A 26,855-nucleotide genomic window follows, 5' to 3' on the forward strand; every position below is an offset into this window, starting at 1 on the left:
GCCGCCCGCGTGCCGTCTGCGGGCCGTCTGTAGGAGGCTCCAAGGCGGCGCGCCCCCGACCGGTCGAAAGAGCTATTCCGCGTTGTCAGTGCGGTGCGGCACGATGGAAGGCATGGCAAGCACGTACGACCACCCCGGCGAGCAAGCGGCGGAAGACCCCATCCGGCTGCTGGCGATCCGCGACACCCCGCTCTCCGTCGACGAGGTCTTCGCGGCCGTCGGCGACGACGCGACGGGCGGCACCGCGCTGTTCGTCGGCACCGTGCGCAACCACGACAGTGGCGCCGATGTCGACACCCTTGGGTACTCCTGCCATCCCACGGCCGAGGCCGAGATGCGCCGGATCGCGGAGAAGGTCGCGGTGGAATTCCCCGTTCGGGCGCTTGCCGCCGTCCACCGTGTGGGTGACTTGGAGGTCGGAGATCTGGCGGTCGTGGTCGCCGTGTCATGCCCTCATCGCGGGGAAGCCTTCGAGGCCTGCAGGAAGCTGATCGACGACCTCAAGCACGAGGTCCCGATCTGGAAGCACCAGAAGTTCTCCGACGGTACGGAGGAGTGGGTCGGGGCCTGCTGAAACCCTGACGGAGCTCAAGCACCCCGATTTGCGTAACCGCCCCCCTGCCATGAGCGTTGGACTGGCAGATGGCTAATCTGCTGATCACTCAGTTGGGTTTGCTCATGGGGTAGGGAGGTCGTGATGGCAGCACTCGCTTGGTTGCTGATTCCGCTTTTCGCTGCCGTCGGTGCTGCGATATGGGGAAGCTGGGCTTCACGGAACCGGACGACCGGGGATGTGGCCGAGCTTGCCGGATATGCGCGGTTTCGCGACGCGATGGAGAAAACAGACTCCGGTTCTGATGCCGCATGACCCGGGTATGACCCGGCCGCCGACCGTACGCAGTTGCCAAGTCGCCACGTACGGACCGGCCCCGACGGTGGTCTGACAGACCCGTCCCGTACTGTCGTTCCATGCCACGCCGCACCGCGACGATGCTCGCCTCCACCCTCATTTTCATCGCGCTGCTCTGCGCAGGGGTGTTCATCCCAGTGCCGTACTCGGAGTTGTCGCCCGGGCCGACGGTGAACACCCTGGGCGCGGCCGGTGGAGAGCCGGTGCTGCAGATCTCCGGCCGCAAGACATACCCGACCACCGGTCACCTCAACATGACCACGGTCAGGGTCACCGGTGCGGACTACAAGATGAACATCGTCGAGGCGGTCTACGGCTGGCTGGCCCACGACAACGTGGTGGTGCCGCACGACACGCTCTACCCGGACGGGAAGACGGAAGAGCAGTCCACGCAGGAGAACGCCGAGGAATTCACCCAGTCGCAGGAGAGCGCGAAGGTTGCCGCGCTGGAGCAGCTGAAGATCCCGGTGAAGTCGCGGGTCGTGGTCTCCACGGTGCTCAAGAACACGCCTTCGGAGAACCGGCTGCATGCGGGTGACGTCATCCGGGCCGTGGACGGCACGCCGGTGAAGGAGCCGGCCGACGTCGCCAAGCTGGTCGTGAAGCACAAGCCCGGCGAGGACGTCGCCTTCACGATCGTGCCGGCGAAGGATGCGGCCGCGGCGGAGAAGGCCGGGAAGGAGCCCCGGACCACCGAGAAGGTCACGATCACCACGGTGAAGTCGGCCAAGGGCGACCGGGCGATCGTCGGCATCCAGGCCGGGACCGACCACACGTTCCCGTTCACCGTCAACATCAACCTGGCGGATGTGGGCGGCCCGAGTGCGGGCCTGATGTTCGCCCTCGGCATCGTCGACAAACTCACGCCGCAGGATCTGACGGGCGGGAAGTTCGTCGCGGGCACGGGGACGATCGACGACAAGGGCAAGGTCGGGCCGATCGGCGGCATCGAGATGAAACTGGTCGGCGCGCGGAACGCCGGGGCGGAGTACTTCTTGACGCCCGGTGACAACTGCGCGGCGGCGGCGTCGGACATCCCGGACGGACTGACGCTGGTGAAGGTGAACACGATCGCCGATGCGACGACGTCGCTGCAGAAGATCAAGTCGGGGAACACGACGGGGCTGCCGGGCTGCGCGGCGAGCTGAGGCCGGGGGCGCTTCGTCCGGACGCCCCTTCCCGAACCTGCCCCGCCCCTTCCCGAAGCTGGGGGGAAGCCTCCCAGAGCCCCTGAGCGCACGTGCTGCGCCCAGCTCCCGGCCCTGACCCGCGGCCGGGGCCCCGCCCCTGCAGCAGACCGCCGTACCCGATCCCTCACGATCCGGTACGGCGGTGCCATCAACAGTCGTCGTTACGCCTCGAACGTCGCCGCAAGCGCCTCCGCCAGGCCCGGCACCAGGTCCGAGCCCGTCAGGACCTCCGTGGGGGAGTCCTTTTCGCGCAGGCGTACCGCCGACTCGCGGGTGCCGTCGCGCAGGACCGCCACTGTCATGCGGACCTCCTGTCGGTTCGGGTGGGCGGCGACCCACTTGGTGAGGGCTGCTTCGTCGAGGCCGTCCGGGACGGAGGACTCCGCTGACGGTGGGAGCATCAGGCGCTCCACCGTCAGCGCGCAGCCGGCCACGGCCTCCGGCCAGGCGATCGTGGCGAGAAACTCGTCCAGCGCCTTCCCGGCGGGGATTTCGTCCTGCTCGATCGGGGTGAGCGGCGCAGCCGCCTCGTCGCCGTCGAGGCCGAGCTGGGCCGCGAGGCCCGGCTCCTGGGAGCGCAGGTGGGCGGTGTCGACGAGTGCGAAGAGCCTGGCCGGCTGGTCCCAGCCGAGCCCTGATGCGTACTCGTCGATTTCGAGCACGGCGCGGGTGAGCGGGGTCGCGGCCATCGGGGGGCCGGAAGAGGAAACGTTGGACATGGCCAATATCCTGCCTCCTTCCGGGCCCGGGACGGGAACTAGGTAAAGCCTTAGTAAGTTGCATCAGTGGGCTCTACGATCGCGGGGCCCGTTTTCACACGACCGCGAACTTCGAGGTGCGCACGTTGGCTTTCCAGATGCCGGACCGCGGCGGAGGCCCGACCGGGCCACGGATCAGAGTGGGCCGGCCGTCCCGGCGTGTCCGCACCCTGCTCATGACACTGGGCGTGCTGGCCGTGCTGGCCATGGCTTTCGTCATGTTCGCCGGGTTCTGGACCGACTGGCTCTGGTACCGCTCGGTCAACTACTCCTCCGTCTTCACCACCACCCTGTGGACCAAGATCGGGCTGTTCGCGGTCTTCGGGCTGCTGATGGCCACAACCGTCGGCGTGAACATCTGGCTCGCGCACCGGCTGCGGCCGCCGCTGAGCGCCATGTCGCTGGAGCAGCAGAGTCTTGACCGCTACCGGATGGGCATCGCCCCGTACAAGAAGTGGGTGCTCCTCGCGATCACCGCTCTTGTCGGGCTGATCGCCGGAGCCTCCGCCACCGGTCAGTGGCGCACCTGGCTGATGTGGGTCAATGGCGTCTCCTTCGGCCAGAAGGACCCGCAGTTCCATATGGACGTGTCGTTCTACGCGTTCGATCTGCCCTGGTACCGGTTCATGCTCGGCTTCGGCTTCGCGGCCGCCGTGCTCTCGCTGATCGCCGCCGCGCTGACCCACTATCTGTACGGCGGACTGCGCATCACCAGCCCCGGCGCGCGGGCGACGGGCGCGGCCACCGGTCACCTTTCGGTGCTGCTCGGTGTCTTTGTCTCGCTCAAGGCCGTCGCGTACTGGCTCGACCGGTACGGCCTTGCGGTGAAGTCCAGCGACTTCAAGGCCACCGGCAACTGGACGGGTCTGCGCTACGTCGACGCCAACGCCTACCTCCCGGCGAAGACGATCCTCTTCTGCATCGCGGTCATCTGCGCCCTGCTCTTCTTCGCGACGCTCTGGCGCCGGACTTGGCAGCTGCCGGTGATCGGCTTCGGGCTGATGGTCCTGTCGGCGATCCTCATCGGCGGCCTCTACCCGGCGATCGTGCAGAAGTTCCAGGTCCAGCCGAACGAGCAGGCCAAGGAAAGCCCGTACATCAAGAAAAACATCGAGGCCACGCGGCACGCGTACGGAATCGACAACGCCAACCCGGAGGACTACTCCGGCAAGGGCGACCCCAAGCGGAAGGCCCAGCAGCGCGCCGATGCCCCCACGGCGGCCAGCTACCGCCTGGTCGACTCGAACGTCGTCTCGCCCGCCTTCCAGCAGCTCCAGCAGGAGCGCAAGTACTACCAGTTCCCCGCGACTCTGGACGTCGACCGGTACCCCGGAACCGACGGCAAGCCGCAGGACACGGTCATCGGTCTGCGTGAGCTCAACATCAAGGGCATCCAGAAGCGCAACTGGATCAACGACCACTTCACGTACACCCACGGCTACGGCGCGATCGCGGCCAAGGGCACGAACACCATCACGGACCCGGACAAGGGCACCGTGGGCTCGCCCGACTTCACCGAGTCCGGGCTGCCGACCAGCGGCCAGCTCGGCACGTACGAGCAGCGGATCTACTACGGCGAGAAGACCGAGCAGTACTCCATCGTCGGTGGCCCGCAGAAGGAGCTCGACTACGAGAAGAACGGCGAGGAGACCACCAGTTACAAGGGCAAGGGCGGGGTCGACCTCTCCAGCCCGCTGAACCGCGCCGCGTACGCCGTCGCCTTCAGCGAGCCGCAGATCCTCTACTCGGGAGCAGTCGGCGAGGGCTCGCGGATTCTCTACAACCGCACGCCCAAGGAGCGCGTCGAGGCGGTCGCGCCCTGGCTGACCATTGACGGCGACGCCTACCCGGCGGTCGTCGACCACCGCATCCAGTGGATCGTGGACGCGTACACCACGACCAACGGCTATCCCTACGCCTCCCGTACGACGCTGGGGGACACCACCGCCGACTCGCTGACCACCAATCAGCGTGCGGTCGTCGCGCAGCAGAACCAGGTCAACTACATCCGCAACTCGGTGAAGGCCACCGTCGACGCGTACGACGGCACGGTCAACCTGTACCAGTGGGACACCAAGGACCCGGTGCTGAAGACCTGGATGAAGGCGTTCCCCGGCACGGTGAAGGCGAAGGACAAGATCTCGCCCGACCTCAAGGCCCATCTGCGGTACCCGCAGGACATGTTCAAGGTGCAGCGCGAGCTGCTCACCCGGTACCACGTCACCGAGCCCGAGCAGTTCTACAGCGGCAGTGACGCCTGGCAGGTGCCGGACGACCCGACGAACAAGGACACCAGTGCCGTTCCGCCGTACTACCTGAGCCTCAAGATGCCCGGGGACAAGGCGCAGAAGTTCTCTCTGACGACGACGTTCACGCCGGCCGGACGCCCCAACCTGGGTGCGTTCATGGCGGTCGACGCCGATGCCAACAGCGACAAGTACGGCACGATACGGCTGTTGAGAGTCACCGAGACGGTGCAGGGTCCACAACAGGTGCAGAGTGAGCTCAACGGTGTGCCGGAGGTCGCGACCTTCGTCAGGGACCTCAGGGGCACCGACTCCGACATCGAGTACGGCAACCTGCTGACGGTGCCGCTGGACGGCGGTTTCCTCTATATCGAGCCGGTGTACGCACGAGGCGGCAGCGCGAACTATCCGCTGCTGAAGAAGGTCGCTGTCGCCTACGGCGGAGGCAAACCGGTCTTCAAGGACAGCCTCACGGAGGCGCTCAACGCGGTCTTCGAGCAGAACGTCGCCGAGCCACCGACGACGACACCGCCACCGGGCGACACCACCAAGCCGCCGCCGGCGACCGGTGACGCCGCGTTGAAGGCCGCCATCGCGGACGCCCAGAAGGCGTACGACGATGCCCAGGCGGCACTCGACAAGAAGCCGACGGACTGGCAGGCGTACGGCAAGGCGCAGGCTGCCCTGCAGGACGCGCTGGAGCGAGCCGCGGCGGCTCAGAGCAAGCCCAGTCCGGCGACCACCCCCAAGGGCAGCTGAGCAGGGGCCATCCCGCGTCGTGGTACGGTTGCAACACAACGACGCGGGGTGGAGCAGCTCGGTAGCTCGCTGGGCTCATAACCCAGAGGTCGCAGGTTCAAATCCTGTCCCCGCTACTGAAGAAGAACAGGGCCCGAATCCTTTGAGGATTCGGGCCCTGTTCGTGCGTATGTGCTGCCGGTGAGAAGTGTGTGCCGCGCGGGGCGAGTTGGGCTTGAGCGTGTTTGACTTGTCCATCTGTGGGCATGTCGACAAAACGCTGAAGTGACCTCACTGGCTGCGGTATACCAGGTGTACGCGGGTTGCGGGTGGTGCGACGATGGAATTTATGGGGGACAGGGCAACTCTGTTGAAGACAGGGCGGTTTGTGCAGCGGCATGCCGGAGACGTGGCGGACGCGATCGGCGCGGGCGACGCTGTTGACAACGTTGATACTGCCGGTGGCGGTGAAGGCGTCGACTCCGTTTCCGTGGAGACTGCGGGAAGCGAGGCGCGCCACCGGCGTGCCGCCGACGGCGGCGACACCGCGTCGATGAGCGTGCTCGGCGCGCTGCTGCTGCGCCGCGGCGACCTCGACGGCGCCGAGCCCTACCTGCGTGGCGCGACCGCCGACGGCGACCGCGCGGCCGCCAACAATCTCGGTGTCCTCCTCCACCAGCGTGGGTACGCCGACGAGGCGGCCGGGTGGTGGCGTATCGCGGCCGTCGCAGGTTCCGCGGCGGCCGCGCACGCCCTGGGGCGTCACTTCCGCGAGCGCGGCGACGAGCCCGCCGCGGAGTACTGGCTGCGCCAGTCCGCCGAACAGGGCCACGCGCTGGGCGCGTACGCCCTTGCCGATCTTCTGGAGCACCGCAGCGACGCGGGCGCCGAGCACTGGCTGCGCGCGGCGGCCGAGCAGGGGCACCGCGAGGCGGCGTACCGGCTGGCCCGCGTGCTGGAGCGGCTGGCGGCGGAGGAGGCTCGCGAGGGCGGGGACGTGAGCCTGCGGATGGGGCGTGCGGGGGAGGCCGGCTCGGTTGGTCAGGGCGTCGTGAAGCCTGTCGGTACGGGCGCGGGGCGTGCGGGGCGTGCGGGGGAGGCCGGCTCGGTTGGTCAGGGCGTCGTGAAGCCTGTCGGTACGGGCGCGGGGCGTGCAGGGCGTGCGGGGGAGGCCGGCTCGGTCGGGCAGGACGACGTGAAGGACGACGGCCTGGCCGCGGGCGGCGGCGATGACGTCGAGCTGTCCGTGCTCGACGAGGCCGTGCAGTGGTACCGGCAGGCCGCCGCTCGCGGGCACCGGCGGGCCGCGCTGCACCTCGGCGCGATCCTCGAGAAGCGTGGCGAGTTCAAGGAGGCCGGTCGCTGGTACCTCACGTCCGCCAAGGACGGAGAGGCCCGCGCAGCCTGCGCGCTCGGGTTCCTGCTCCGGGACGCGGGCGACGAGGAGAGCGCCGCCGTCTGGTGGCTGCGTGCCGCGCAGGACGGTGACGGCAACGCCGCCAACGCCCTCGGCGCGCTGCATGCCGCCCGCGGGGAGCAGCAGACCGCCGAGCGCTGGTACCGCGCCGCCATGGACGCGGGTGACGTCAACGGTGCGTACAACCTCGGGCTGCTCTGCGCCGCCCAGGACCGTACGCCGCAGGCCGAGCAGTGGTACCGCCGTGCCGCCTACGCAGGGCACCGTGAGGCCGCCAACGCGCTCGCCGTACTGCTTCTGCAGGCCGGCGACGCGACCGGTGCCGAGCCCTGGTTCTCCAAGGCAGCCGAGGCCGGCAGCGTCGACGCGGCGTTCAATCTGGGCATCCTCTACGTCGGCCGTGACGACGACCGTACGGCTCTGACCTGGTACGAGAGGGCAGCCGCAGCCGGTCACACCGAGGCCGCGCTGCAGGTGGGCATCGCGCTGCTCAGGGACGGTGACGAGCAGGCCGCCGAGCGCCATCTGCGCTGTGCGGCGGGCGGCGGCAGCGCCGAGGCCGCCTTCCGTCTCGCCACCGTGCTCGATTCCCGCCAGCCGCCGCCCGGGCCCCCCGCGCTCGGCGAGGCGACGGCGGAGAAGAGCGAGTGCGAGGAGTGGTACGAGCGGGCCGCCGAGCAGGGGCACCGCCGTGCCCAGGTGCGGGTCGGCATGCTGGCCGCCGCCCGTGGCGACATGGTGGATGCCGCGCGCTGGTACCGGGAGGCGGCCGAGGCAGGCAGCCGTAACGGTGCCTTCAACCTCGGGCTGCTTCTCGCCCGCGAGGGCAATGAGCGCGAGGCGGCCCTGTGGTGGGGCCGCGCGGCCCGTGCGGGGCACGGCCGGGCCGCGCTGCGCCTGGCGCTGCTCGCCGCCCGCAGGGGTGAGCTGACCGAGGGCCAGCGGTGGTGCGCACGAGCCGTCGAGCTGGGTCCCGCCGAGGTGGCGGAGAGGGCCGCACGGCTGCGCGAGGCGCTGCACCAGGAGCTCACGGCGTAGCGCTGCGGGCTCATGGCGTACCGACGACTATCGATTTGCGCTGGTCGGCGGGGTGACGTAATGTTGTGTTCACCGACGCGGGGTGGAGCAGCTCGGTAGCTCGCTGGGCTCATAACCCAGAGGTCGCAGGTTCAAATCCTGTCCCCGCTACTGACAGACGAAGGCCCGGATCCATCAGGATCCGGGCCTTCGTCGTAGCCGCATGCCGGTCGGGTGGCCGGGCCGGCCCCGCAGACCACGACGAAGGGCCCGGCACCTCTCGGGTGCCGGGCCCTTCGTGAAGGTATGTGTGTCAGGCGGCCGCGCAGTTCGGGCACGTGCCCCGGTACGTCACCTCGACGCCCGAGATCGTGAAGCCGAAGCGCTCCGCGTCCGGGAGGTCGGCCAGCGGGTTCCCCACGGGGTGTACGTCGCGGATGGCGCCGCACTGGGCGCAGACCAGGTGCTGGTGCGGCCGGTGCGCGTTCGGGTCGTACCGCTTGGCGCGGCGGTCGGTCGACACCTCGATGACTTCACCGAGGCTCACCAGCTCACCCAGCGTGTTGTAGACGGTCGCCCGGGAGATCTCGGGCAGCCTCGTCACGGCACGCGCGTGCACCTCGTCGGCCGTCAGGTGGACGTGGTCGCCGTCGAGGACCTCTGCCACGACACGCCGCTGTGCCGTCATGCGCCAGCCGCGTCCGCGAAGTCGTTCCAACAGGTCACTCATAAGGACAAGCCTAACAGTGAAGGGAACCAGGTTCCGAACAGGTGTGACTTTGGATGCCTCCTTGACTTAGACAAAGTCCATTGTAGGATCGGGACCGGCATACGCCAAGGGACAGGACTGTCAGGTATGACGCAGGAGGCGCACGTGACGCAGGGACCGCTCACCACGGAGGCCGGCGCACCGGTCGCCGACAATCAGAACAGCGAGACCGCGGGCGTCGGCGGACCGGTTCTGGTTCAGGACCAGGTGCTGCTCGAGAAGCTCGCGCACTTCAACCGTGAGCGCATCCCGGAGCGCATCGTGCACGCGCGCGGCGCCGGCGCGTACGGCACCTTCACACTGACCCGAGACGTCTCGCAGTGGACGCGCGCGAAGTTCCTCTCCGAGGTCGGCAAGCAGACCGAGACGTTCCTGCGCTTCTCCACGGTCGCGGGCAACCTCGGCTCCGCGGACGCGGTGCGTGACCCCCGCGGTTTCGCGCTGAAGTTCTACACCGAAGAGGGCAACTACGACCTCGTCGGCAACAACACCCCGGTGTTCTTCATCAAGGACGCCATCAAGTTCCCGGACTTCATCCACACCCAGAAGCGCGACCCGTACACCGGCTCGCAGGAAGCCGACAACGTGTGGGACTTCTGGGGCCTCAGCCCGGAGTCGACGCACCAGGTGACCTGGCTCTTCGGTGACCGAGGTATCCCGGCGACGCTGCGTCACATGAACGGCTACGGCTCGCACACATACCAGTGGAACAACGAGGTCGGCGAGGTCTTCTGGGTCAAGTACCACTTCAAGACCGACCAGGGCATCAATAACCTCACCACGGACGAGGCCAACCGCCTCTCCGGTGTGGACCCGGACTCCCACCAGCGCGACCTGCGTGAGTCCATCGAGCGCGGCGACTTCCCGTCCTGGACCGTGCAGGTGCAGATCATGCCGGCGGCCGAGGCGGCGAACTACCGCTTCAACCCGTTCGACCTGACCAAGGTCTGGCCGCACGAGGACTACCCGCCGATCGAGATCGGCAAGCTGGAGCTCAACCGCAACCCGGAGAACATCTTCGCCGAGGTCGAGCAGTCGATCTTCAGCCCCGCGCACTTCGTGCCGGGCATCGGTCCGTCCCCGGACAAGATGCTCCAGGGCCGTCTCTTCGCGTACGGCGACGCCCACCGCTACCGCGTCGGCATCAACGCCGACCACCTGCCGGTGAACCGCCCGCACGCCACCGAGGCGCGCACCAACAGCCGTGACGGCTTCCTGTACGACGGCCGCCACAAGGGCGCCAAGAACTACGAGCCGAACAGCTTCGGCGGCCCCTTCCAGACGGACAAGCCGCTGTGGCAGTCGACCGCCGTCGCCGGTGGCACCGGCACCCACGAGGCCCCCAGCCACGCCGAGGACAGCGACTTCGTGCAGGCGGGCAACCTCTACCGGCTGATGTCCGAGGACGAGAAGGGCCGTCTGATCGAGAACCTCGCGGGGTTCATCTCGAAGGTGTCGCGCGACGACATCGCCGAGCGCGCGGTCAACAACTTCCGCCAGGCGGACGGTGACTTCGGCAAGCGGCTCGAAGCCGCGGTCCAGGCCCTTCGCGGCTGACGGACGCTTGTCGTAGTGCAGAGGGCCGGATCCCTGTCCAGGGGGTCCGGCCCTCTCGTATGCGCTGATCCGTCGTGTGCCCTAACCCGTCAGGATCGCCGGGTGCCGCCTGGCCGGGGCCCAGCAGCGGATGATGTCGCGTACCGAGACGATGCCTACAGGCCCGTCCTTGTCGAGCACGATCAGATGCCGGAAGCCGCCGTGCGTCATGGCCTCAGCGGCCTCCTCCAGGGTCCAGGACGGCGCGGCGAAGACGACGTCGGTGGTGGTGTGGGTACTGGCGGTCTCCAGATCGGGGTCCTGCCCCGCGCCCACCGAGTTCAGAATGTCGCGCTCGGTCAGAATGCCCAGGCCGCCGGCGTCGGTGTCCAGGACTACGGCGGCGCCGATACGGCGCGCGGCCATCAGGCCGGCCGCCTGGCGGAGTGTGTGTGTGGGTCCGATGGTGAGGACCACCGTGCTCATGGCGTCACGGACGAGCATGGATGGAGCCACCTCCTTGGTGGATCGGTTGTTCGGGAACCGATTCACAAGTTCACAAGTGGGGGGACTCCTAGAGTCGCAGTCCTGCGGGGCGGCAGCAAGGGGGCGCGCACCGCAGCCTGGGCGGCGCGCGGAAGCTCATGGAAAAGGTGTATGTACCCGTCAGTACCGCTGGTTGAGATAGCCCAGCAGTTCCTCGTGGAGCAGGCCGTTGGACGCGGCTGCGTTGCCGCTGTGCGGGCCCGGGCGCCCGTCGAGGCCGGTGAAGGATCCGCCCGCCTCCTGCACGACGATCGCCGTCGCCGCCATGTCCCACAGTGAGAGCTCCGGCTCGGCGCAGATGTCCACCGAACCCTCGGCGACCATCATGTACGGCCAGAAGTCGCCGTAACCACGGGTGCGCCAGCAGGCCCGGGTCAGATCCATGAACCCGTCGAGCCGCCCCTGCTCCTCCCAGCCGGTGATCGAGGAGAACGCGAACGAGGCGTCCGCGATCCGGCCGACCTTGGAGACCTGCAGCCGGCTCGCGGAGGTCAGACTGCGCCCGGTGTAGGCGCCGCGGCCCTGAGCGGCCCACCAGCGGCGGCCCAGCGCCGGGGCCGACACCACGCCCACGACGGGCTGGTAGCCGCCCTCGCCCTGCACCATCAGCGAGATCAGCGTTGCCCAGACCGGCACACCGCGTACGTAGTTCTTGGTGCCGTCGATCGGGTCGATGACCCAGCGGCGCGGGCCCGTGCCCTCGATGCCGTACTCCTCGCCGAGGATCGCGTCACGCGGCCGTGCCCGCTGGAGCTGTCCGCGGATCAGCTCCTCCGCCGCCTTGTCGGCCTCGCTCACCGGCGTCATGTCCGGCTTGGTCTCCACCTTGAGGTCCATGGCCTTGAACCGGTCCATGGTGGCGGCGTCGGCGGCGTCCGCGAGGACATGGGCGAGACGCAGATCATCGTGGTAGTCGGGCATGGTCGTCACTCTATCGGGGCTTCCCAGGCCCCTCCCGGGTCCCTGTCTGCCGGGGCTATTGACAGTGGGGGGCCGCACGTCAACCCTGAGCCCAGTGCCGCTTGGCCTGGGAGGCGACGATGCCTACAGCGCGAGAGTCCCTACTGAACGCCGCTCTCGCGGCGCTCGCAGACCTGCCCTGGGCAGCGGTACGGATGGTGGACGTCGCATCCGCCGCCGGGGTCTCGCGGCAGACCCTCTACAACGAGTTCGGCAGCAAGGACGGCCTCGCCCGCGCACTGGTGCGGCGCGAGGCCGACCAGTACCTCCATGGAGTGGAACGGATGCTGGCCGAGTGGACCGGGGCTGCGGACCGGCTGGTGGCGGTCGCCGAGTGGACCGTCGGCGAGGCCCGGGCGAGACCGCTGCTGAGGGCCCTGCTCACCGGCTGCTGGGGCGAACGGCTGCCGGTGCCGAAGCCTGCCCGACGCGACGCCGCGATGTCCGGAGTGCCGGCCCAGCGGCGTGCGGACGCGGGGCTGCCGGCCCCGGCCGAGCTGGTCGCTTCGGTACGGGACCGCTCGCTCGCCGCACTGGGCAGGGGCCGGCAGGACACCCGTACGAGGGAGGAGTCGGCCCATCTGGCGCACCGCTGCGAGCTGACGGTGCGGCTCGCGCTCTCGTATGTGATCGCGCCGGTCGGTGAGGGGGTCGGTCCGCTGGTGCGTACGGCCGTCGGCGGGGCCGTCAGTGGGCCGAGCCCGAGAGCTGCAGGCCGATGACGCCGATGATCACCAGCGTGATGGAGATGATCTTGAGGGTGGAGACCACATCGTCGAGGAAGACCATTCCGTAGATCGCGGTGCCTGCCGCGCCGATGCCCGTCCACACCGCGTAGGCGGGACCCACATCGAGCTTCTTCAAGGCGAGCGTCAGCAGGCCGAAGCTGCCGAGCGCGAAACTGGCGAAGGCGACCGTCGGCCAGAGCCTGGTGAAACCGTGCGAGAGCTTGAGGCAGACCGCGAAGCCCGTTTCCAGGAATCCGGCGACCACCACCAGCAGCCACGCCATGGCTGTGCCTCCCGCGTCGGTCGGTGACTGCTTAGTCGCACTCGGTGCGATTATGCACTTACCGGCATCGACAGCTCGCAAACGTGCGCGCGTCAGTCGCCTTCGCGTCGTTCCCGCGTGGCGAGCAGCCGCCGCAGCGAGTAGAGCCGCGCCGGATCGGCGTGCCCCTCGGCCACCCACTCGTCCAGCGCGCACTCCGGCTCGTCATGACTGCAGGCGCGCGGACAGCCCTCCGTACCCGGTACGAGATCGGGGAAGGCGAGGATCACCCGGGACGGATCGACATGGTGCAGACCGAAGGAGCGCACGCCCGGGGTGTCGATCACCCAGCCGCCGTCCGCGTCCGCGAGCGGGAGGGCGAGCGCGGAGGTGGTGGTGTGCCGGCCGCGTCCGGTGACCGCGTTGACAAGGCCGGTGCTCCGTCGGCGTTCCTTCGGTACGAGGGCGTTGACCAGGGTGGTCTTGCCGACGCCGGAGTGGCCGACGAAGGCGGTGGTCCGGCCTTTGAGGTGCTCATGGACCCGCTCGGCTGCGACGCCGTCCACGAACTCGTCGCGGGTGGTGACCACATGGGGAACGCCGAGCGCTCCGTACATCTCCAGCAGCTCGTCCGGCGAGGCCAGATCCGATTTGGTCAGTACGAGCAGCGGGGTCAGCCCGCCGTCGTACGCGGCGACGAGGCAGCGGTCGATCAGCCGGGGGCGCGGCTCGGGGTCGGCCAGCGCCGTCACGATCGCCAGCTGGTCGGCGTTGGCGACGACCACGCGCTCGAAGGGATCATCGTCGTCCGCCGTGCGCCGCAGCACCGACTTGCGCGGCTCGATACGCACGATGCGCGCGAGGGTGTCCTTCTCGCCGGAGAGGTCGCCGACGATGCCGACCCGGTCGCCGACCACCGCGGCCTTGCGGCCCAGTTCGCGGGCCTTCATCGCCATGACGACCCGGTCGTCGACGAGGCAGGTGAGCCGGCCCCGGTCCACGGTGAGGACCATGCCCTCGATCGCGTCCTCGTGCTTGGGGCGGATATTGGTCCGCGGGCGATTGCCCTTGCGGTTGGGGCGGACGCGGATGTCGTCCTCGTCGGGGTTCTTGCCGTAGCGGCGCATGTCCTCAGGCCCCGAGCATTCCGGCCCACATCTGCGGGAAGTCGGGGAGTGTCTTGGCGGTTGTCGCGACGTTCTCGATCTGTACGCCGTCGACCGCGAGGCCGATGATCGCGCCGGCCGTGGCCATCCGGTGGTCCTCGTACGTATGGAAGACGCCGCCGTGCAGCGGGCGCGGGCGGATATGGAGGCCGTCCTCGGTCTCGGTGACGTCGCCGCCGAGTTCGTTGATCTCCTTGGTGAGGGCCGCGAGGCGGTCCGTCTCATGGAGGCGCAGATGGGCGACGCCGCGCAGCGTGGAGGGGGAGTCGGCGAGCGCCGCGACCGCCGCGATGCCCGGGGTCAGCTCACCGACCTCACCGAGGTCGACGTCGATGCCGTGGATACGGCCGCTGCCGGTGAAGACCAGACCGCCGTCGGTCAGCTCGCAGGAGCCGCCCATCTCGGTGAAGATCTCGCGCAGCGCGTCACCTGGCTGGGTGGTGCGCTCGGGCCAGTCGGGGATGGTGACCCGGCCGCCGGTGACCAGCGCGGCCGCCAGGAACGGCTGGGCGTTGGAGAGGTCGGGCTCGACGGTGAGATCACGGCCGAGCAGGGCGGACGGGGAGACCCGCCAGACATTGGGCTCGCCGCCGGTCTCCGGCTCGTCGACCTGGGCGCCGACGGCGCGGAGCATGTCGACGGTCATCCGGATGTGCGGCATGGAAGGGAGCTTGCCGCCGATGTGCCGTACCTCCACGCCCTGGTTGAAGCGCGGGGCGGAGAGCAGCAGTGCGGAGACGAACTGGGAGGACGAGGAGGCGTCGATCTCCACCGGGCCGCCGTCCAGCGCGCCGCCGCCGTACACGGTCATGGGGAGTGCGCCCCGGCCGTCGTCGTCGATACGGGCGCCGAGGACGCGGAGCGCGTCGATCACGCCGCCGAGCGGGCGTTCGTAGGAACGGGGGTCGCCGTCGAAGCGGACCGGGCCGTCGGCGAGCGCGGCGACGGGAGGCAGGAAGCGCATCACCGTACCGGCGTTTCCGACGTCGACCGTGGCAGGGCCGTGCAGGCCGGACGGGATGACGCGCCAGGTCTCACCCCCGCCGTCGGGGCCCACGCCCTCCTCGATGCCGACGCCGAGAGCGCGCAGTGCCTCGGCCATCAGGAAGCTGTCGCGGGAGCGGAGCGGGCGGCGCAGCCAGCCGGGTTCGGCGGCGAGCGCGGCAAGCACCATGGCCCGGTTGGTGACCGATTTCGATCCGGGCACGGTGACCGTCGCTTCGACGGCTCCGGTCGCGTAGGGGGCGGGCCAGAGGGCAGGGTGCACGGAGCTTTCGGTCATGGCCATCACTTTAGTGGCTCGGCGGAGAGTCGGATCTTGATCAAATGCTCCGAAATCGGGGCGTAATCATGGGGTGATAGAGGGCTCTCCGGGGGCTTTGGCCGACGGTCAGAGGCCCAGCAGCCAGCGGCCGCCGCCGATCAGCGAACAGATCGACACCGCGTGGAAGAGGAACAGCCACATCGCGGCCGGCACATGGGTCAGCCGGGAGAGTTGGTCGGCGTCCGAGTCCGGGGCCCCGCCGTGGCGGCGCTTGGACTGGAGCTCGAAGGCCGGCCGTACGCCACCGAGCAGCAGGAACCAGACGGCGAGATAGGCGAAGACGGACTGAACGCCGGGTTCTGTCAGCCAGGAGATGAGCAGGAAGGCGGCACCCGTGAGGATTACGGTGAGTGCGCCGTACGCATTGCGGATCATCACCAGCATCGCGATGAGCAGGGCGGTGGCCAGCCAGAGGAGCAGCGTGATGTGGTGCGCGGCGAGCAGGTAGGCACCGCCGAGGCCGAGCAGCGGCGGAGCGGTGTAGCCGGCGGCGGCGGTAAGGATCATGCCGATCCCGGTCGGCTTGCCGGCGCTGACGGTGAGGCCGCTGGTGTCGGAGTGCAGCCGGATGCCGTCGAGGCGGCGGCCGGTGAGCAGGGCGACGAGGCCGTGGCCGCCTTCGTGGGCGATGGTGATCGCGTTGCGGGAGAGCCGCCAGAGGGAGTGGGGCACGACGGCGGCGAGGGCGACCAGGCCGGTGACGATGACGAGCCACTCGGCGGGGACGGGCTGGGTGCCAAAGACGCGGTCCCAGAGGTCGCCTATCGCGGCGCTGCTGAGGCTGGTGGCGGGATCGGTGCTGGCCATTTCTCGGGCGGCTCCTCGGGAGGCGGGCGGGAGTGGCAGTGTGGCACTCATGTGCGGACGGTATGCAGCGAGTCGTAGGCCCGAGGATCTCGCAGGACTCTTCGAGGTCGAGAAGTGGGAGCCGGAGGAGACGCTGGCGCCCGATTGGAACGTGGCCCCCACGAAGGAGGTCTACGCGATTCTCGAACGCCCTGTTAAGGACGCTGAAGACCGTCGTCCGGTTCGCCAGCTGCGGGGCCTGAAGTGGGGGCTCGTGCCGTCGTGGGCGAAGTCGCCGGAGGGCGGCGCGCGGATGATCAACGCGCGGGCGGAGACGGTGCACGAGAAGCCGTCGTTCCGCAGGTCGTTCGTGTCCCGGCGCTGCATTCTGCCGGCGGACGGCTATTACGAGTGGGTGACCGGGGCGGGGGAGCGGGAGCTGGAGGTCGAGGGGAAGAAGAAGCGGCCGCGGAAGCAGCCGTACTTCGTGACGCCGTCGGACGGGTCGGTGTTCGCGATGGCCGGCCTGTACGAGTTCTGGCGTGATCGCACGCTGCCGGACGATCATCCGCAGGCGTGGTGGGTGACGTGCTCGGTGATCACGACGGAGGCGGAGACGGGACCGTTGGGGGTGGCCCCGGCGGAGGGCCCGCGGTCGCTCTCGGACATCCACCCGCGCATGCCGCTGATGCTGACGCCGGACCGGTGGGACGCGTGGCTGGACCCGTCCAGGACGGATGTGGAGGAGCTGCGTGGGCTGCTGGAGCCGCCGCCGGGTGGGTTGATGAGGGCGTATCCGGTGACGACGGCGGTCAGCAATGTCCGGAACAACGGGCCGGAGCTGCTGGAGGAGCTGTCGGGGCCGGAAGTGGGCACGCTGTTCTGACCGGGGGTGGTTCTCCCCGGCCCCGCCCCTTCCCGACACCTGAGGCAAACCCCCGGACCCCCGGACCCCCGGACCCCCGGGGCGCGGGACGGCGGGGCCCGGGACCCCGCACCTCGGCGAGCGGCAGCCGCGCGCCGCGGGGCCTGGCGGCGGGTGATGTCCTGCGGACGCCAGGGACCGGCGTCTTCGTGTCGCGAGTCCGGCGGCAGGTCGTCGACCCGGCCCCGGGCTCGTACGCCGCAGAGTTCGCGGTCGCGGCAGCAGCGCGCCCGGACGGCCGCCGGGCGGTGTCCGCTTTTGACCATGGCCGGCAGGCGTGCGGCGCGCTACGACACCACCCTCGCTCCCCCCGCAGCGCGGAGCTGCTGCCGTTCGAGGGAGCCGCAGCGGTACCCGTACCCCCACCACACAACCCTCGCGCCCCGACAGCGGCAGGATGGGGCTTGTGAGTCGGATCGAGATCATTGAGACAGCCGCCGGGGACGCCCGCATCACCTGGTACGCGGCCGAGCGGGCGCGGCTTGTGCTGGCGCTCAGTCATGGTGCCGGGGGTGGCATCGAGGCGCGGGATCTGCAGGGGATTGCCGGTGTCCTGCCCCAGGAGCGGGTCACGGTCGCGCTCGTCGAGCAGCCGTGGCGGGTGGCGGGGAAGAAGCTCGCGCCCGCGCCCAAGACGCTCGACGTCGGGTGGCGCGGGGTCTGGCCCGCGCTGCAGAAGCCCGGGCTGCCCGTCGTCGCCGGTGGGCGCAGTGCCGGGGCTCGGGTCGCCTGCCGGACCGCCCAGGAGCTCGGCGCCGTCGGCGTGCTCGCGTTGAGTTTTCCGCTGCATCCGCCCGGCAGGCCCGAGAAGTCCCGCGCCGACGAGCTCCTCGGCGCCGGGGTGCCGACCCTCGTCGTACAGGGCGGGAATGATCCCTTCGGCAAGCCCGGAGAGTTCCCCGAGGGGGCGTACGAACTTGTGGAAGTCCCGTACGGGGATCACGGGTTCGGCGTGCCCAAGCGGGCGGGGATGGCCGAGGCCGAGGTGGTGAGCATCATCACGGATGCGGTCGCCGGCTGGGCCCGCGGACTCCGGGAATGCTGAGCGTACGAGCACTGTTGTGGCGGGTGTCGGAGAAACAGAGCATGGTGCATTGAGTAGGGAGTCCGTCGCATGGGTTCGACCATCTGCCCGAGCCGCTCGCACGCCGCTGACCTGGAGTGGACGGTGCTTTCCGCGGCGAAGACCGCCCCTGTTCGGGCGGCGGACGGAGCGGATCGTCGTCTATCCTCCGATTCGAGCGGGTCGGCATTCGGCCTCGCCACATCGTTGGAGGAGGTGGGTCCGGTCACTGGGACCGACGCAGGGACCGACGACGGCCAGGCGGAGCAGTCCGAGGAGACGACCGCCGAGCGCAATTCCCGCTTCGAGCGGGACGCCCTCGGGTACCTCGACCAGATGTACTCGGCCGCGCTGCGCATGACGCGCAATCCGGCCGATGCCGAAGACCTGGTGCAGGAGACGTTTGCCAAGGCGTACGGATCCTTCCACCAGTTCCGTGAGGGCACGAACCTCAAGGCGTGGCTGTACCGGATTCTCACGAACACCTTCATCAACTCCTACCGCAAGAAGCAGCGCGAGCCCCAGCGCAGCGCCGCGGAGGAGATCGAGGACTGGCAGCTCGCGCGCGCCGAGTCGCACATGTCGACCGGGCTGCGTTCCGCCGAGTCGCAGGCCCTCGACCATCTGCCGGACTCGGACGTCAAGGCGGCTCTCCAGGCGATCCCCGAAGAGTTCCGCATGGCGGTCTATCTCGCCGACGTAGAGGGCTTTGCGTACAAGGAGATCGCGGACATCATGGGAACACCCATCGGCACAGTGATGTCCAGGCTGCACCGTGGCCGCCGTCAACTGCGCGGCATGCTGGAGGACTACGCCCGCGAGCGCGGGCTCGTCCCGGCCGGTGCAGGAGAGTCGAACGAAGCGAAAGGCTCAGGCTCATGAGCTGCGGAGAGCCGCACGAGACGGACTGCTCAGAGGTCCTGGACCATCTCTATGAGTTTCTCGACCACGAAATGCCCGACAGCGACTGCACCAAGTTCGAGGTGCACTTCGAGGAGTGCTCCCCCTGCCTGGAGAAGTACGGGCTCGAGCAGGCCGTGAAGAAGCTGGTGAAGCGTTGCTGCGGACATGACGACGTGCCCAGCGATCTGCGGGCCAAGGTCATGGGACGCATCGATCTGATCCGGTCCGGGCAGGCCGTGCCCGACCACGATGTGACGGTCTCCGGCGCCGAGCTGCCGAGCGTCGCGCAGGAGTAGGCGCACTCGTACATACGAACAGGGTGTGTCGCGGTTGTCGCGACGCACCCTGTTCGTATGTCACCCGTAGGTGCGAATCGCAGGCTTCCGGCCGCCGTACACCCCTCAACTCGCTAGCCTAGGCGCTCGATTTGAGGGGGGTGCAGGCAGTGAAGGCCATACCGACGGCGGCACGCGCGTACATTCTGTGCGCCGTACTGAGCGCTGTGGCGTGTGCGCTGCCCGTACTGCCTGCACTGCCTGCACTGCCTGTACCGCCCGTACTGCCCGCGCCGCGGCCTGGCGCCGAGGCCCCCTGGAGCGCCGTACTGATGCTCGCCGGGCTGTACGCCGTGTGCGAGCTGCCCGCCCGCTGCCGCTACCTCGGCGACTCCGTGCCGGTGGCTGCCGGATCGTTCTTCCCCGTACTCCTCGCCGCCGCCTTTCTGCTGCCGCCCGCCGCGGCCGCGCTCGTCGCCGTGCCCGGCGCGCTGCTGGGGCGGGTCGACCGGCGCCCGGCCGGAGTACGCCGGATCTGGCGCGCCGCGCAGCTCGCGCTCGCGACCTGGGGCGCGGCACATGCGTATCTGCTGCTGAACGGTGAGCGGACACTGCGGGCACCGGACTTTCCGTACGCGCTGCTGCCGGCGGCCGCCGGTGCGCTCGCCTTCTGCCTGGTGCTGACCGCGCTCGACGTCGGCATCCTGGCCACCGCGGAACGCCTGTCCGTACGGACCGCCTGGCGCGGGATGCTGGTGCGCTCGGCGGCGCCGCACTGTGCGCACGGGCTCGCCGGACTGATGATGGCGGTGCTGTGGCGCAGTCCGTACGGGCCGCTCTCCGCGCTCTTCGTCCTGCTGCCGATGTACATCTCCTGCTGGATCTTCGCCCAGTACCACCGTGAGCGCGCCGCCCATCAGGCGACCATCCGGGCGCTGGTGCAGGCCGTCGACATCAAGGACAAGTACACCCGCGGGCACAGCGAGCGGGTGGGGCGGGCGTCGGTGCTGATCGCGCGCGAACTGAGCATGGAGGAGGAGCGGCTCGAGGTGCTCCGGTTCGCCGGGATACTCCACGACGTCGGCAAGCTCGGGGTGCCGACGCGGGTGCTGCGCAAGGACGGTCCGCTGACGCCGGACGAGCGGCGGGTGATCGAGCTGCATCCGGAGTACGGGCACGAGATGGTGCGCGGCATCGGGTTCCTGGGGGAGGCGCGGGCGGCGATCCTGCACCATCACGAGCGGCTGGACGGGAGCGGTTACCCGTACGGGCTGGCCGGGGGCCAGATCCCGGAGTTCGCGCGGGTGGTGGCTGTGGCGGACGCGTTCGACGCGATGACCTCGACCCGGTCGTACCGGCGGGCCCGGCCGGTGGCGGTGGCGCTGGAGGAGCTGCGGCGGTGCGCGGGGACGCAGTTCGACCCGGAGATGGTGCGGGCGCTGGCCAAGGCGCTGGAGCGGCACGGCTGGGAGACGGCGGTGACGTCGGACGAGCCGGCGGGGGTGATGTCGGACCAGCCGGCGGCGGTGACATCGGACCAGCCGGCGGCGGTGGCGCGCGAGTCGGCGGGGGCGGCGCGCGGGCCGGACCTGCGAGGAAACGTGCCGCCTCAGCCGGAGCCGCCGCGCGTGGCAGTGCCCGGGCGTGACGACGGTGCGGCGGGTGGCCCGGGGTGAGAGCGGGCGTGGCGTGATACGGCGGCCCGGCGTCATCGTTGGCGCCCTGTACACCGCCGCCGCCCTGCTCATCGGGGCCGGGCTGGCGTGGACCGCGTGGCAGGGAGTGGACGAGCCCGGGAACGCCCTCGCCTTCGGTGCCCTCATCCTCGTCGGCGAGCTCGTCCGGTGGGGGGCCCTGCCCGGCGAGCGGGAGCCCGCGCCACTCGCGGCCGCCGGGGCGCTCGCGTATGCGCTGCTCGGCGAGTGCGCGGGGGAGCCCACCACCCATGGCGTCCTCCAGGTCGTCGCCGTCGTCGTCGCAGCCGCGCTCGTCGGCGCCGTACCGCATGTGGCGCGCGGGAGCGGGCCCGCGCTCGATCATGTGGCGCGGCGGGTGCTGACCGTCGGGTTCGCCGCCGTGTGCTTCCAGCCGCTGTACAACTCGGGCGAGTTGGGAAAAGTCATCGGGCACGGGGCATACCATGCGGTCTTCCTCCTCGTCCTGCTCGGACTGACCGCCCTGTGCGACGCGGTCATAGCCGCCGCGATGCTGCGCGCCCGCACCCTCTCCCACAGCGCCAAGCGCATGGGAGGTACCCCCGTTCCGTACGGGCCGCTGCTGCGCGACGAGCTGAGGGCCCTCCTCGGAATCGGCTCCGCCGTCTGCGCCACCGGAGCCGTGATGGCGCTCGCCGTCGCCGTCGCCGGACTGTGGGCGCTTCCTGTGTTCTGCGTACCTCTCCTGCTCACCCAGCTGTCCTTCCGGCGCTACACCGCGGTCAGGACCACCAACCGGCAGACCATCGCCTCCCTCGCCCGCTCCACCGAAATCGCCGGCTACACCCAGTCCGGCCACGCCCGCCGAGTCGCCGCGCTCAGCACCGCCGTCGGGCGCGAGCTGGGGCTCTCCGGGCCCGATCTGACCGTTCTGGAGTACGCGGCGCTGATGCACGACATCGGCCAGCTCTCTCTCGTCGACCCCGTACCGGAGGGCGCCACCGCTCTGCTGCCCGCCGCCGAGCAGCGACGTATCGCGCTCCTCGGCGGAGCGGTCGTCCGGCAGACCGGCGTGCCCGTGGCCGTCGCCGTCGTCGTGGAGCGCCAGGCAGATCCGTACCGGGAACAGCCGCTGCCCGCCAGGATCGTCCGGACCGTCAACGCATACGACGATCTCACCGGGGGAAGCGGAGGAACAGCGGGCGGGGCGCTCACGGCACTCGAACGGCTGCGGCTCGGCACCGCCCACGACTACCAGCCCGAGGTTGTCGAATCGCTTGCCAGAGTCCTCGCACGAGGCGGTCTGGCCCCGGTCCCACCTGGGTAACCCATGGGTAATGAGCGAGCCTGTGACCGGGCATGGTTGGATGCGAAGAAGAGGGTGTCCGGGGGCACTGACCCGAGCGACCGGCAGGCGGGAATCGTGAGGATCTTCGGGAAGGTACGGCATCGGCCCTCCGCCTCTTGGCGGCAGGCCACCGACCGCGCGTTCACGCTGATCGGCGACGGGCGGTACGAGGACGCGGGAGCGCTGCTGACACGGGCCGCGGACCTTGAGCCCTGGCTCTCCGAGTCCTGGTTCAACCTGGCGCTGCTGCACAAGTTCCGGCACGACTGGGAGCAGGCGCGCGCCGCGGGACTGCGTGCCGTCGCCCTGCTGGACAAGGAGACCGGCGCCCCCGACTGGTGGAACGTCGGAATCGCCGCCACCGCCCTGCAGGACTGGCCGCTGGCCCGTCGCTCCTGGCAGGCCTACGGACTCAAGGTGCCGGGTGCGGCCGCCGCGAACGGCGAGCCGGTCGGCATGGAGCTGGGAAGTGCGGCCGTCCGCCTCTCGCCCGAGGGCGAGGCCGAAGTGGTGTGGGGCCGCAGGCTCGACCCGGCACGGATAGAAGTGCTCTCCATCCCGCTGCCGTCCTCCGGGCGCCGCTGGGGCGAGGTCGTCCTGCACGACGGAGTGCCCCACGGCGAGCGGACCACCACCGCGGGACCGTCCTACCCCGTCTTCGACGAGATCGAGCTCTGGGCCCCCTCGCCCGTACCCACCTGGGTGGTCCTGCTCGAGGCCGCGACCGAGGCCGACCGGGACGCACTGGAGCAGCTCGCCGCCGACGCCGGATTCGCAGCCGAGGACTGGTCCTCGTCGGTGCGGCTGCTGTGCCGGGCCTGTTCCGAGAGCCGTATGCCCAGTGCCGAGGGCGAGGGTGAGCACCTCGACCCGCACGACCACAGCGAGCCGGGACACCCGGGGCCGCTGGGCCACCGCACGGCCGGCGATCTGTGGTCCCCGGAGCGCGAGTGCGGCATCGCGGCGCCCGCCGGGCTCGTACGCGGCCTGCTGGACAGCTGGGTCGCGGACAGCCCGGACTCCCGTGAGTGGCGGGATCTCGAGGAAGTCTGCTGACCCCTGGCCGTAGGCTGTACGGGCACAGAGTGAGCAAGCATCGGGTACTGAGAAGGGCGTACGGCTGACATGGCGTCGCAGCAGGAGACGGACCAGCAGGTCAACGATGGTTTCGTCGTGGACACGGAAGACTGCGAGGAGCGCGAGCTGGCGTACCGCGAGCGTGGCACCTCGCGCCTGATCACGGTCGTCGGCAATCCGGTGCTCCACAAGGAGTGCAAGGACGTCACCGAGTTCGACGACAAGCTCGCCGCTCTCATCGACGACATGTTCGCCAGCCAGCGGACGGCGGAGGGTGTGGGCCTGGCCGCCAACCAGATCGGCGTGGACCTGAAGGTCTTCGTCTACGACTGCATGGACGACGAAGGCGTACGTCACGTCGGCGTCGTCTGCAACCCGGTGCTCGAGGAGCTGCCGGCCGAGCGCCGTGTCCTGGACGAGGCCAACGAGGGCTGCCTGTCCGTCCCGACGGCGTACGCGGCGCTGGCGCGTCCCGACTACGCGGTGGTGCGCGGGCAGGACGCCGAGGGCAAGCCGATCAAGGTGCGTGGCACGGGGTACTTCGCCCGCTGCCTGCAGCACGAGACGGACCACCTGTACGGATACCTGTACATCGACCGGCTCTCGAAGCGGGACCGCAAGGACGCACTGCGGCAGATGGAAGAGGGCACGCCGCGCTACGAGACCGTCCCGAACGCCTGATCCTTCTGCGTTCGCCCGAGGGCCCCGCTCACAGCGAGCGGGGCCCTCGGGCGTTTACGCGACGTCGCGCACCGGGCCTCGGAAGGTCCGGCGGTACGCGTTCGGTGTGGTGCCGAGCGTACGGAGGAAGTGGTGGCGCAGCCCGGCCGCGTTCCCGAAGCCGGCGCGGCCAGCGATCGCATCCACCGTCTCGTCCGTCGACTCCAGCAACTGCTGTGACAGCAGCACCCGTTGGCGCAGCAGCCAGCGGTACGGAGTGGTCCCCGTCTCCTGCTGGAAGCGGCGGGCGAAGGTGCGCGGTGACATATGGGCGCGGGCCGCGAGCTGCTCGACGGTCATCTCGCGGTCCAGATGCCGTTCCATCCAGGACAGCACGTCGCCGACGGTGTCGCAGGGGGTGCGTGGCAGTGGGCGCTCGATGTACTGCGCCTGCCCGCCGTCGCGGTGCGGCGGGATCACCATCCGCCGGGCGACTTTGTTGGCGACCTCGGGGCCGTGCTCCTGGCGTACGACATGAAGGCAGGCGTCGATCGCTGCAGCGGTGCCGGCCGAGGTGATCACCGGCCCCTCGTCGACGTACAGCACATCGGGGTCCACGAGGGCCCGCGGATGGCGGCGGGCCAGCGCCTGCACATGCCGCCAGTGGGTGGTGCAGCGGCGGCCGTCGAGCAGTCCCGCGGCACCGAGGACGAACGCGCCGGAGCAGACGCTGAGCACACGGGCGCCACGGTCCACGGCGCGGCGCAGTGACTCGAGGAGCTCGTCGGGATAGCCGCGGGTGGGGTACGAGCCGCCGGTGGTGACGGCGATCAGGTCGGCCTCGTCCAGCCGTTCGAGGCCGTACGGAGTGCTGATGGTGAACCCGGCATGGGTGTGCAGGGTGGGGCCCTCGGCGGAGACCGCGGCGAAGTCGTAGACGGGCAGTCCTTCGTCGCTGCGGTCGAGGCCGAACACCTCGCAGAGGACGCCGAGTTCGAAGGGGTGCACCTCGTCCAGCAGGACGGCAGCCACATTTTTCAGCATGGAATCAGTGTGGCAGCAATTCGATGGTTGATGACAGTCCTGCCACTGACTTCTTCGGCGCGGAAGGACGACAGTGGACGTCATGAACACCTTCCTGAACTACCTCTTCGTACTCGTCCTGTTCGGGCTGATCACGCTTCCCGCCTTTGTCGGGCACGCCAGGGAGCGCGCCATCGACCGCCAGCTGCGCCGGGCCGAGCAGCTCGTCGAGGAAGGACCCCATCAGCTCGTCGAGCGGCAACTCGAGGTCCGGTCCCGGGTCACGCGGCGTCCGTCGGCGCGAGTGGGCTCGGTCGGTAGTCGGGCAGGGCTGCGACGCTGCTGACCTTCTCTCCCAGTTTGAGCATGCCGTTCATGAGCAGGGGCCGGGACAACAGGCTGTTGCGCACGCGTATGCCGGTCCTGGTGCCGGGGGCGAGGAACTTTCCGGTGCGGTCGCCGCCCTTCTGGCAGCCCGTGACGTACCGCCGAAGTCTGCTCTCGTAGCGGGTGAAGGCCACCCGGTGGTCGCCCTTGGCCCGCGCGAGTTCGCCGGCCAGCACGTAGGCGGCGACCACCGCGGCCCCCGTTCCCATGCCGCCGATGGTGGCCCCGAACGCGGCGTCTCCGACGAGACCGATCCGGCCCGTGGACCAGGTGTCCACGTCCGCCCGGCTGATTGAGTCGAAGTACAGGTCCGGCGCCTGCTGCAGGGATTCGAGGAGTCGCGGCACTTCCCAGCCGAGGCCGGTGAAGGCCTTGGTGATCAGCGCCTTCTGCTGATCGAGGTCGTGACGGTCGTACGACACCTGAGGCGCGGCGAAGACGAAAAAGGCCCCTGCCCGCTCGGGGTCCCGGTGGTCGGCGCCGAAGGAGGCGAGTCGGCCCGGAGCGTTGTAGCAGACCGAGCCCTTCGCCAGGCCCGGGTAGTTGGAGAGCTGCCAGGTGGCCGCGTAGTGGCCGAGGTGGCTCACATAGTCCTTCTCCGGGCCGAAGGCGATGCGGCGGACGTTGGAGTGCAGCCCGTCCGCGCCGATCACAAGGTCGAACGCGCGTGAGGCTCCGTGCCGGAAGTCGACCTGTACGCCGGACGAGGTCTCGGTGAGGTTGGTGATCGAGTCGCCGAAGATGTACTCGGCCCGGGGGAGGCTGTGCTTGTGCAGCACCCGGGCCAGGTCACCGCGAAGCACCTCTATGCCACCGCCGGCGAACTCGGCCGGCAGGTGCAGCAGTTGCCGGCCGTCGTCGTCGACGAAGCGCATCGGGCTGCCGCCGGTCTGGATCCGGCGCAGATCGTTCAGTACACCCATGCGCTCCAGGACGGTCAGGTGAGTCTCGCCGCGGAAGTCGACGGCCTGGCCGCCGTCGCGCAGGGCCGGGGCCAACTCGACGACTGTGGGCCTGAAGCCGTGGCGCCCCAGCCAGTAGGCCAACGCCGGACCGGCGATGCTCGCGCCGGAGATGAGGACGTTCTGGATCATGGTTCCCCCCATTGAAACTGTGTCCGGTGGACACTGTAGTTACTGTGTACGATAGACACAGTTCGGTGGACCCGGCAAGGCTCGGCTGATCC

The 26,855-nt window shown here is 69.8% G+C and carries 26 protein-coding genes and 2 tRNA genes; 18 read left to right on the forward strand and 10 right to left on the reverse strand.

What is annotated here, in order from left to right:
• The first annotated feature begins 112 nt into the window (after positions 1-112).
• The 3 genes from ACFWDI_RS18480 (at position 113) to ACFWDI_RS18490 (ending at position 2,058) form a co-directional block, all read left to right on the forward strand.
• On the forward strand, positions 113-574 hold the full coding sequence (locus tag ACFWDI_RS18480; protein ID WP_362686521.1) for a molybdenum cofactor biosynthesis protein MoaE: 462 nt from the start codon (positions 113-115) through the stop codon (positions 572-574).
• A gap of 123 nt (positions 575-697) precedes the next feature.
• Complete coding sequence (locus tag ACFWDI_RS18485; protein WP_327325954.1) at positions 698-868, forward strand: hypothetical protein; 171 nt, start codon at positions 698-700, stop codon at positions 866-868.
• 101 nt (positions 869-969) lie between these two features.
• Positions 970-2,058, forward strand: a complete 1,089-nt coding sequence (locus ACFWDI_RS18490; protein ID WP_385305200.1) for a PDZ domain-containing protein — start codon at positions 970-972, stop codon at positions 2,056-2,058.
• A gap of 203 nt (positions 2,059-2,261) precedes the next feature.
• On the opposite strand, the gene ACFWDI_RS18495 is transcribed toward ACFWDI_RS18490, so the two are convergent.
• Positions 2,262-2,819, reverse strand: coding sequence for a PPA1309 family protein (locus ACFWDI_RS18495; RefSeq protein ID WP_385305202.1), 558 nt, complete (start codon positions 2,817-2,819; stop codon positions 2,262-2,264).
• Positions 2,820-2,956: 137 nt separating this feature from the next.
• Here ACFWDI_RS18495 and ACFWDI_RS18500 point away from each other — a divergent pair, with 137 nt between their 5' ends.
• The 4 genes from ACFWDI_RS18500 to ACFWDI_RS18515 all read left to right on the forward strand — a co-directional run bounded on the left by ACFWDI_RS18500 (position 2,957) and on the right by ACFWDI_RS18515 (position 8,447).
• The gene (locus tag ACFWDI_RS18500) at positions 2,957-5,863 is read left to right on the forward strand and encodes a UPF0182 family protein (RefSeq protein WP_385305308.1); all 2,907 of its coding nucleotides are present in this window, start codon (positions 2,957-2,959) and stop codon (positions 5,861-5,863) included.
• Positions 5,864-5,905: 42 nt separating this feature from the next.
• Positions 5,906-5,979: transfer RNA gene (locus tag ACFWDI_RS18505), tRNA-Met, on the forward strand.
• 203 nt (positions 5,980-6,182) lie between these two features.
• Positions 6,183-8,297: a tetratricopeptide repeat protein gene (locus ACFWDI_RS18510; RefSeq protein WP_385305204.1), complete on the forward strand. Its 2,115-nt coding sequence runs from the start codon at positions 6,183-6,185 to the stop codon at positions 8,295-8,297.
• A 76-nt stretch (positions 8,298-8,373) separates the two neighbouring features.
• Positions 8,374-8,447 (forward strand) — tRNA-Met (locus ACFWDI_RS18515).
• Between the two features lie 142 nt (positions 8,448-8,589).
• Here ACFWDI_RS18515 and ACFWDI_RS18520 read toward each other — a convergent pair.
• Positions 8,590-9,006 (reverse strand): Fur family transcriptional regulator, encoded by a 417-nt coding sequence (locus tag ACFWDI_RS18520; protein WP_327325958.1) that lies wholly within the window; start codon positions 9,004-9,006, stop codon positions 8,590-8,592.
• Positions 9,007-9,132: 126 nt separating this feature from the next.
• Between ACFWDI_RS18520 and ACFWDI_RS18525 the strand changes: the two genes are divergently transcribed.
• Positions 9,133-10,602: a catalase gene (locus ACFWDI_RS18525; protein ID WP_385305206.1), complete on the forward strand. Its 1,470-nt coding sequence runs from the start codon at positions 9,133-9,135 to the stop codon at positions 10,600-10,602.
• 81 nt (positions 10,603-10,683) lie between these two features.
• Here ACFWDI_RS18525 and ACFWDI_RS18530 read toward each other — a convergent pair whose 3' ends face one another.
• Both ACFWDI_RS18530 and hisN read right to left on the reverse strand, forming a co-directional pair.
• Entirely contained in the window at positions 10,684-11,085 is a 402-nt protein-coding gene (locus tag ACFWDI_RS18530; RefSeq protein WP_385305208.1) for a cyclic nucleotide-binding/CBS domain-containing protein, read from the reverse strand.
• 162 nt (positions 11,086-11,247) lie between these two features.
• The gene (gene hisN, locus ACFWDI_RS18535; protein WP_327325961.1) at positions 11,248-12,048 is read right to left on the reverse strand and encodes a histidinol-phosphatase; all 801 of its coding nucleotides are present in this window, start codon (positions 12,046-12,048) and stop codon (positions 11,248-11,250) included.
• Positions 12,049-12,167: 119 nt separating this feature from the next.
• On the opposite strand from hisN, the gene ACFWDI_RS18540 reads away from it, so the two are divergent.
• The gene (locus tag ACFWDI_RS18540; RefSeq protein WP_385305211.1) at positions 12,168-12,809 is read left to right on the forward strand and encodes a TetR/AcrR family transcriptional regulator; all 642 of its coding nucleotides are present in this window, start codon (positions 12,168-12,170) and stop codon (positions 12,807-12,809) included.
• Here ACFWDI_RS18540 and ACFWDI_RS18545 read toward each other — a convergent pair.
• The 4 genes from ACFWDI_RS18545 to ACFWDI_RS18560 all read right to left on the reverse strand — a co-directional run bounded on the left by ACFWDI_RS18545 (position 12,775) and on the right by ACFWDI_RS18560 (position 16,374).
• Positions 12,775-13,098, reverse strand: coding sequence for a DMT family transporter (locus ACFWDI_RS18545; protein ID WP_385305213.1), 324 nt, complete (start codon positions 13,096-13,098; stop codon positions 12,775-12,777). The two genes, ACFWDI_RS18540 and ACFWDI_RS18545, sit on opposite strands and share 35 nt — an antisense overlap.
• Before the next feature lie 92 nt (positions 13,099-13,190).
• Positions 13,191-14,204 (reverse strand): ribosome small subunit-dependent GTPase A, encoded by a 1,014-nt coding sequence (gene rsgA, locus ACFWDI_RS18550; RefSeq protein ID WP_327325964.1) that lies wholly within the window; start codon positions 14,202-14,204, stop codon positions 13,191-13,193.
• 4 nt (positions 14,205-14,208) lie between these two features.
• Positions 14,209-15,525 carry a 3-phosphoshikimate 1-carboxyvinyltransferase gene (gene aroA, locus ACFWDI_RS18555; RefSeq protein ID WP_385305216.1) on the reverse strand — a complete coding sequence of 439 codons (1,317 nt, stop codon included), beginning with the start codon at positions 15,523-15,525 and terminating at the stop codon, positions 14,209-14,211.
• A gap of 108 nt (positions 15,526-15,633) precedes the next feature.
• Complete coding sequence (locus ACFWDI_RS18560; RefSeq protein ID WP_327325966.1) at positions 15,634-16,374, reverse strand: M50 family metallopeptidase; 741 nt, start codon at positions 16,372-16,374, stop codon at positions 15,634-15,636.
• Positions 16,375-16,423: 49 nt separating this feature from the next.
• On the opposite strand from ACFWDI_RS18560, the gene ACFWDI_RS18565 reads away from it, so the two are divergent.
• The 8 genes from ACFWDI_RS18565 to def all read left to right on the forward strand — a co-directional run bounded on the left by ACFWDI_RS18565 (position 16,424) and on the right by def (position 24,280).
• On the forward strand, positions 16,424-17,239 hold the full coding sequence (locus tag ACFWDI_RS18565; protein ID WP_385305217.1) for an SOS response-associated peptidase: 816 nt from the start codon (positions 16,424-16,426) through the stop codon (positions 17,237-17,239).
• Positions 17,240-17,675: 436 nt separating this feature from the next.
• Complete coding sequence (locus ACFWDI_RS18570; protein ID WP_385305219.1) at positions 17,676-18,323, forward strand: alpha/beta family hydrolase; 648 nt, start codon at positions 17,676-17,678, stop codon at positions 18,321-18,323.
• Positions 18,324-18,557: 234 nt separating this feature from the next.
• Entirely contained in the window at positions 18,558-19,223 is a 666-nt protein-coding gene (locus tag ACFWDI_RS18575) for a sigma-70 family RNA polymerase sigma factor (protein WP_327325969.1), read from the forward strand.
• A complete protein-coding gene (rsrA, locus tag ACFWDI_RS18580) occupies positions 19,220-19,540 on the forward strand; it encodes a mycothiol system anti-sigma-R factor (RefSeq protein WP_326652476.1) in 321 nt (106 codons plus the stop codon). Before ACFWDI_RS18575 ends, rsrA begins: the two co-directional genes overlap by 4 nt.
• A gap of 149 nt (positions 19,541-19,689) precedes the next feature.
• The gene (locus tag ACFWDI_RS18585; protein WP_385305221.1) at positions 19,690-21,195 is read left to right on the forward strand and encodes an HD-GYP domain-containing protein; all 1,506 of its coding nucleotides are present in this window, start codon (positions 19,690-19,692) and stop codon (positions 21,193-21,195) included.
• Between the two features lie 13 nt (positions 21,196-21,208).
• Positions 21,209-22,501, forward strand: a complete 1,293-nt coding sequence (locus ACFWDI_RS18590; protein WP_385305310.1) for an HD-GYP domain-containing protein — start codon at positions 21,209-21,211, stop codon at positions 22,499-22,501.
• Positions 22,502-22,597: 96 nt separating this feature from the next.
• Positions 22,598-23,578: a hypothetical protein gene (locus ACFWDI_RS18595; protein ID WP_327325972.1), complete on the forward strand. Its 981-nt coding sequence runs from the start codon at positions 22,598-22,600 to the stop codon at positions 23,576-23,578.
• Positions 23,579-23,647: 69 nt separating this feature from the next.
• Positions 23,648-24,280: a peptide deformylase gene (def, locus tag ACFWDI_RS18600; protein WP_327325973.1), complete on the forward strand. Its 633-nt coding sequence runs from the start codon at positions 23,648-23,650 to the stop codon at positions 24,278-24,280.
• Positions 24,281-24,334: 54 nt separating this feature from the next.
• Here def and ACFWDI_RS18605 read toward each other — a convergent pair whose 3' ends face one another.
• The gene (locus ACFWDI_RS18605) at positions 24,335-25,303 is read right to left on the reverse strand and encodes a helix-turn-helix domain-containing protein (protein WP_385305224.1); all 969 of its coding nucleotides are present in this window, start codon (positions 25,301-25,303) and stop codon (positions 24,335-24,337) included.
• 82 nt (positions 25,304-25,385) lie between these two features.
• Here ACFWDI_RS18605 and ACFWDI_RS18610 point away from each other — a divergent pair, with 82 nt between their 5' ends.
• A complete protein-coding gene (locus ACFWDI_RS18610; RefSeq protein WP_385305225.1) occupies positions 25,386-25,628 on the forward strand; it encodes a hypothetical protein in 243 nt (80 codons plus the stop codon).
• Here ACFWDI_RS18610 and ACFWDI_RS18615 read toward each other — a convergent pair.
• Positions 25,564-26,763: an FAD-dependent monooxygenase gene (locus tag ACFWDI_RS18615; RefSeq protein ID WP_385305227.1), complete on the reverse strand. Its 1,200-nt coding sequence runs from the start codon at positions 26,761-26,763 to the stop codon at positions 25,564-25,566. The genes ACFWDI_RS18610 and ACFWDI_RS18615 overlap by 65 nt on opposite strands.
• Positions 26,764-26,855 lie beyond the last annotated feature (92 nt).

Origin of the sequence: Streptomyces sp. NPDC060064 (assembly GCF_042736455.1) — a bacterium.
Classification (GTDB): Bacteria; Actinomycetota; Actinomycetes; order Streptomycetales; family Streptomycetaceae; genus Streptomyces.